The organism is Bacillus sp. JJ1503, assembly GCF_036965125.1.
GTDB lineage: Bacteria > Bacillota > Bacilli > Bacillales > Cytobacillaceae > Cytobacillus.
In genome coordinates this window covers 1-6445 of sequence record NZ_JBALOZ010000443.1, presented here as the reverse complement: position 1 = coordinate 6445, position 6445 = coordinate 1, and the positions used below count along the sequence as shown (strand labels likewise).

The window sequence follows — 6445 nt, the reverse complement described above, 5'->3', positions numbered from 1 at the left end:
CAACAAAATAGTAAAACACCAATTAATTCTAAAAAATATTATAGAGATACCTTATTGTTAAATACTTTAACAGCAGCCTCTGCAACCTGAACATCATGGGGAACCGTACTGCCGCTAACACCCACAGCACCAACCACTTTTCCATCATTGACTAAAGGGATTCCTCCGCCGAAAACGACAAGACGTCCACTGTTTGTTGTATTTAAACCATAAAGCTCAGCTGCAGGAACCGTCGCATCGGCTAAGTTTGCAGAAGGCATTTTTAACGCAACAGACGTCCAGGCCTTATTTTGGGCAATTTCGATGCTAGCTAACCAAGCATCATCCATTCGGTGAGTAGCAATTAGATTTCCACCCTCATCCACTACTGAGATAACCATGGAAACACCAATTCTTTTTGCTTCTTCTTCAGCACCTGCAATAATTTCTTTGGCTAGCTCTAATGTGATTTTGCTCATCTTAAAGAACCTCCTAATTTTTTTTATTAGATAACAGGGATTAGTAAATACATTTTTTTTACTTAAAAAATGCCTTTTGTCTCAAAATTTACTCACTGGTTTTAGAGAATGCTTCTGACAGACTTTATTTATTTGAAAAATCCGTGGGGGTCAATAACAAATTTCTTGGAAGCACCCTGATCAAATTCGGCATATGCTGCTGGTGCTTGATCCAATGAGATCAGCGTTGCATTTACAGCTTTGGCGATTTGCGCTTTTCCGCTAAGGATAGCCATCATTAAGTCACGGTGATAGTTCATAACCGGTGTTTGACCCGTCACAAAGGTATGTGCTTTGGCCCAGCCGAGCCCCAAACGGACCTTCAATGTACCGATTTTCGCATCATCATCGATCCCCCCCGGATCACCAGTAACATACAGACCTGGAATTCCAAGCCTTCCTCCGGCACGTGTTACATCCATAATCGAGTTTAATACAGTTGCTGGAGCTTCGCCGGCTCCTGCACCATGTCCATGGGCTTCAAAACCGACGCAGTCAATTGCGCAATCCACTTCGGGAATGCCTAAAATTTGTTCGATTTGTTCTCCAAGATTTGGATATTCTTTTAGGTTTACCGTTTCACAGCCGAAGCTTCTAGCTTGGGCAAGCCGCTCGCTATTCAAGTCACCAACGATAACAACAGAGGCGCCAAGAAGTTGCGCAGAATGGGCAGCAGCCAAGCCAACAGGTCCGGCTCCAGCAACATATACGGTAGAACCAGGCTTCACACCAGCGCTTACCGCACCGTGATAACCAGTTGGAAAGATATCGGAAAGCATCGTTAAATCAAGAATTTTTTCCATGGCTTGATCTTTATCTGGAAATTTCAATAATTGAAAGTCTGCATATGGTACCATTACATACTCGGATTGGCCTCCGACCCAACCGCCCATATCCACATAACCATAAGCGGAGCCGGGACGATCAGGGTTAACGTTCTCGCAAATGTGCGTGTTGCGTTCTTTACAACTACGGCAACGGCCACAAGCAATATTAAATGGAACAGATACAAGATCTCCTTTTTTTATAAATTCAACATCGCGTCCTACCTCAATGACTTCACCCGTGATCTCATGACCGAGAACAAGTCCCGCAGGAGCAGTCGTCCGACCGCGAACCATATGCTGATCACTACCACATATATTGGTCGTAACAACTTTAAGAATAACCCCATGTTCACACTTACGGCCGACATTTAAAGGATTTACTCCCGGTCCGTCTCTTAGGATCAAATCTGGGTAGCTAATATCTTCAACGGCTACACGTCCTGCACCTCTGTAAACTACTGCTCTGTTTCCTGCCATTCTTCCGTCCTCCATTCTACTTAGCTTACGATTTAGGTTATCATTTCGATAGAGTGTTTTTTAGGATGTTCCACCCTAATTTATTAAAATTCCAAATCTTAATATTCCCTATCTTAAATTTATTCTAAAAAATAAACCTTTTTTATGGAAGAACGCACTTTTTTGTGAGAAGGTTACTAAAAGGATACTTTTAGACTGCAGAGAAGAGGAGGTTACTTAATGGATGATTTACGGAGAGAAGTTAGGAAGAAATTAAAAAATGGAGAATTTAATTGTGAAAAAGAATTGACATTATCCCTTATTAGCGGCAAGTGGAAAATAACGATTATTTACTATTTAGGAACTGATGGTACCTTACGATTCAGCGAAATTAAGCGTCTATTTCCAAAAATCACACACAAGGTATTGACAACACAGATTAGAGAATTAGAGGAAGATGGTATTGTTCATCGGAAAGTATTCCCTGAAGTTCCACCAAGAGTGGAATATTCATTAACAGAATTAGGCCAAAGTTTAATGCCTGTCATTTTAAAGATGTACGATTGGGGGAAACAAAATATAAAATCCTTCTCTAAATAGGGAAGGTATATAATACTTTTCATAAAAGAAATCATGAAGAGAATAAACAATAATAGGTAACATTTAGATTGCATTAGAGTATCTAACACAATCAGGGCTCGATAAGTGAATAAATCCCAATTTCTCATTAGTGAACACTGAGAGATTGGATTTTATTATTTGTAATCAATATCGTTGTAAACGGTGTTTTCCTGACTGTATCTTTATTTAGGCAGCCTATTTAAAAGATGTAGATATACCAGAAATAATGAATCCTATGTTAACAGCTACAAAAGCTGGTGTTCGTGATAGTTTTTTAGGAGTCGATAGTAATGTTCTTGAGACACTGCTCCAACGTCCTGTAACGCCAATTAACGTAGCATTGAATAAATTAATTCTTTCTCTAAAAAAATAATAATTATCAACCAACCTACTCATTGCACATCCTGCTCTAGTACTCTTAGGATGGTCACCAGGAAGTTAAACCAGCTGTCAAACAGGACATAAGAAGCCTGTGCATCCGGTTTTAGGGCTTGTTTTAGAAGAGCTTGCAAAGTTTCCGAAGATTTCTTGATCGCCTCTTTTCTGCGCTGGTATCCGGCAGTTCGTTTGTCAATACTATCATTCATTTCAACGTAATGATTGCTTTTCTTATGGAAACCGAGCAAGGAAAAGCAGAGCGGAACAAACGTATTCCCGTCTGACCAGCCTAAGGTAAGCATACGAAACCCACGAACATACCTGTTCTTCGTATAATCATGCACATTGGCTAAAAGTTCTATTGGTATGCTACGAGCACATGAAAATAGGGAGTCATAAAAAATAAGGACCTTGACACGATCTTTTTCTGTTAATGGATCGACCTTTGTCTGAATCAAACCACAGCTAAGAACTAGTAAGAACTTTCGCCAATTGTAGCGACTGGAATTGAGGAAGCGATAAACTGTATCCTTTCCGGGACGGTCAGTTGAATCTTCCTTTTGTAAAGTCTGATAGAGATTCTTATTGCTAAACACCAACAGAAAAATAAACTTGAGCAATTCAAGGCAGGTAAAAACGGAATCCTTGTAAAATTTGGATTGCTTTAACAACGCTCCGATACGTTGTTCCTTTAAAAAACGAACCACTTTTGATGTGAGTTGTTGTTAAGAAGCCCAGGAATTTGGTTTGATAGACATGGAAAAAATCCTTCATCGGTTAAATTGATTGATAAATCAAAATAGTAGAATTATATTGACAATTGTTAATGAATTGCTATACTATTAACTAAAGAAAAGAGCAAGGGGGGTTCGTGGAAGCAGTGTCAAGCTCTCAAACCAGCGTTCTGCGGACCAATTTGATGAAGGTGTATAACCAAGTCAATCAGGAGATTTTTGGTCTGGGAGTACGAAAACAAAAAATTGAGATTTATCAAGACAAAATTATTTACTTTAGCGAACACAAGCGCTTGCCAACGCTGGAGGTCTTGACCAAAAACCATCCAGAGCTGGTCAAACAAATGGACAATGCGATTGTGTCAGAGTTCAAGATTTTACTAAAAGAGCAGTTGGAGAACGAAGTTGATTTGAACATCTCTACTGTGCTGATGGCCTACGACCCCAAAATGGAGTTGGCGGTCACAACGGTTTACAGAGAGAATCCATTACCATAATTGCATACATTCAATGGATACGATAGCCAACATATGTGCACTGATATTTGCGGGCCGTCTTATCTAGATGATAAATTCGGTCGCGTGCGAACTGTCTAACGGGGAGTATGAAGCCGTAGAAGAGAAAAGGGAAACTAATCCTTTTTATTCTACGGCTTTTTATTGTGTCTTGGAAAGGGGTGAGCAGCAAAAAGGAGAGAAAGAGATGCAAAAACAAGATGAACACATGTGATGCAGTGAACTTTTCGAAAAATAGGGAGGTTGTATAAGATGACAGCAGAAAAAATGTTTGATCCGGTATTGATTAATGAGTGGTATGAAGTGATGCGTGAATCCCAATTGACCGACAAACCAATAGGGATAAAAGTTTTAGGTGAGCGCGTAGTGATTTTCCGCAACAGTGAAGGGGTACATGCGTGGAAGGATTTGTGTATCCATCGCGGGGCGATGTTCTCCAAAGGGGGGTATGTGGAGAAAGACCGACTGGTTTGCCCATACCACGGCTGGCAATACAACTCAAAAGGAAACTGTGTCTGCATTCCAGCACAACCGGAAAAAGCTATCCCACTAAAGGCGCTGGCGAAAGTATTTTATTGTGAAGTAAAGCATGGATTGGTCTGGGTGAACATGGGTGAGCCAATAGTGGGAGTGCCACCGTTTGAAGAGTCTAATAATCCCGCATTCCGAACGGTGCTGAGCGGTCCATATATTATCGAGGCGATGGCCCCAAGGATTCTCGAAAACTTCATGGATTTTGCCCATTTGATGTTCGTCCATAGAGGATTGATAGGCGATCCGTCTGAGCCGAAAGTGCCAGAATATAAGGTACACATGGAGAAAGGCTGGCCTTGCACGGAAGATGTGCTGATTCTGCAACCCAATTCTGATGCAAGCGGTAAAGAAGCGAAAAACTACATTGTCAAAGAGGCCTTGCGTCCGTTTACCGCACGCTTGCGTAAGACCAATTCGGTAACAGGCGATATTATCTCGATTATGATTACAGTAAATCAAATGGAGAAGCATAAAGCGCAGGCGTTCTGCGTCATCTCCCGCAATTTTGCCCACGACGTTCCAGATGAGGAGTATGAAAAGTTCCAAGATCTGACAATGAGTCAGGACATAGAAATTCTGGAAGGGCAGAAGCCGGAAGAGTTGCCGCTTGATCTGCAAGCGGAATTGAGTTTGAGGTGTGACCAAATGTCGATTGCCTATCGCAAATGGTTGAATGAGTTGGGTATCACTATTGGCACGGCTTAACTACAAGTAATAAAAAAATCGAATGTCCGGGCGTAGCCTTCAAATGCCGCGCCCGCAACTTAATAGAGAAATAATGGGGTAGTTGAAAAATATGGTAAGTCATCCTCATCGGGTAGGAATGGTGGATTGTGGAATTAGTCCGGAAGAAAAAAACTGCTTTCTTGGAAATTGCTAGGCAAATTCACACGGTAAAAGATTTATTTGATAAGCGGCCGGAAGATTGTAAATGGGTTAGTTAAATTGAAGCCGCTTTTATGGAACAATTAAAATAGACCACTCCATAAGCGCTGGGCTAGAACCCCCACCTTTACGCTGCCAGATATAAGGTTATATAATAGTTATTGCAAGTTGAAAAAAGACTTTTTTATGGGAAATTAGTCTCTATCTAATTTTGACCATATATTTTTCCTTTAAAACAAGATTGCACATTAATTGCACATACTTAATTTTTTTAGATTGTATTTAATTTATATAGATTTATTAATTTATACAACAAACGTTGATTTAACAACATTTAATTAATTCAGTTTGTCTTAATTTACCCATATTTTTTTCAGAATTGATTTTGACAGGGTAGGGGTCGGGGGTTCAAATCCCTCTCAGATCATTCAAAAAGTCACTTTCATTCAATTGAAGGTGATTTTTTTTGTGCACTTATTGATAAAACAAAACTACTAAACTTATTCAATAGTAAAAAAGGATACAATGGGTAAAAAATTTACCTAGTGCATCCTTTTTTTATAAATTCTTAAGTTCAATAGGGTTTACGATTAAGCGTCTAACCATTCTTGTGACCATTTTTCTATATTTCTCATAAGTGGTTCCAAGCCTAAACCTTTTTCTGTTAACGAATATTCAATTCGAACAGGGGTTTCTGGATAAACTTCTCGTTTAACTATTCCGCTGTTCTCCAATTCCTTTAACCTCTCTGACAGCACTCTGCCACTTACACCCACTGAAGATTCAATCGTACAAAAACGCTGCGGACCTAATAATAACTGGTAGATAATCATTCCAGTCCACCTTTGGCTCAATAACCCCATAGCTGTTTCAAATCTAGGACAAATCGACTTTTTCAATTACATCAACTCCTGACTTATATTATAAACATATTTATAAATAATTAAATTATATTTTATAAATAACTTACTTGACTTTCTTTAATTATAATAATATAC

Annotated in this window: 8 protein-coding genes; 3 read left to right on the top strand and 5 right to left on the bottom strand. The window is 39.5% G+C overall.

Annotated features, from left to right (window positions below):
- Nucleotides 1-38 precede the first annotated feature (38 nt).
- Nucleotides 39-458 carry a GlcG/HbpS family heme-binding protein gene (locus V7149_RS24810; protein ID WP_335348234.1) on the bottom strand — a complete coding sequence of 140 codons (420 nt, stop codon included), beginning with the start codon at nt 456-458 and terminating at the stop codon, nt 39-41.
- 128 nt (nt 459-586) lie between these two features.
- Nucleotides 587-1801 (bottom strand): formaldehyde dehydrogenase, glutathione-independent, encoded by a 1215-nt coding sequence (gene fdhA, locus V7149_RS24805; RefSeq protein WP_335348235.1) that lies wholly within the window; start codon nt 1799-1801, stop codon nt 587-589.
- Nucleotides 1802-2020: 219 nt separating this feature from the next.
- Here fdhA and V7149_RS24800 point away from each other — a divergent pair, with 219 nt between their 5' ends.
- Entirely contained in the window at nt 2021-2380 is a 360-nt protein-coding gene (locus V7149_RS24800; protein ID WP_335348233.1) for a winged helix-turn-helix transcriptional regulator, read from the top strand.
- Nucleotides 2381-2596: 216 nt separating this feature from the next.
- Here the strand turns inward: V7149_RS24800 and V7149_RS24795 are convergent, their stop codons facing one another.
- Both V7149_RS24795 and V7149_RS26680 read right to left on the bottom strand, forming a co-directional pair.
- Nucleotides 2597-2797 carry a hypothetical protein gene (locus V7149_RS24795; protein ID WP_335348232.1) on the bottom strand — a complete coding sequence of 67 codons (201 nt, stop codon included), beginning with the start codon at nt 2795-2797 and terminating at the stop codon, nt 2597-2599.
- Complete coding sequence (locus V7149_RS26680; protein WP_438824158.1) at nt 2794-3486, bottom strand: IS4 family transposase; 693 nt, start codon at nt 3484-3486, stop codon at nt 2794-2796. The genes V7149_RS24795 and V7149_RS26680 overlap by 4 nt, the downstream gene beginning before the upstream one ends.
- A gap of 164 nt (nt 3487-3650) precedes the next feature.
- Between V7149_RS26680 and V7149_RS24785 the strand changes: the two genes are divergently transcribed.
- Complete coding sequence (locus V7149_RS24785) at nt 3651-4010, top strand: Na-translocating system protein MpsC family protein (protein WP_335348230.1); 360 nt, start codon at nt 3651-3653, stop codon at nt 4008-4010.
- 270 nt (nt 4011-4280) lie between these two features.
- Nucleotides 4281-5267, top strand: coding sequence for an aromatic ring-hydroxylating dioxygenase subunit alpha (locus V7149_RS24780; RefSeq protein ID WP_335348229.1), 987 nt, complete (start codon nt 4281-4283; stop codon nt 5265-5267).
- Between the two features lie 770 nt (nt 5268-6037).
- Here the strand turns inward: V7149_RS24780 and V7149_RS24775 are convergent.
- Nucleotides 6038-6346, bottom strand: coding sequence for a winged helix-turn-helix transcriptional regulator (locus V7149_RS24775; RefSeq protein ID WP_335348228.1), 309 nt, complete (start codon nt 6344-6346; stop codon nt 6038-6040).
- Between the last annotated feature and the right edge of the window lie 99 nt (nt 6347-6445).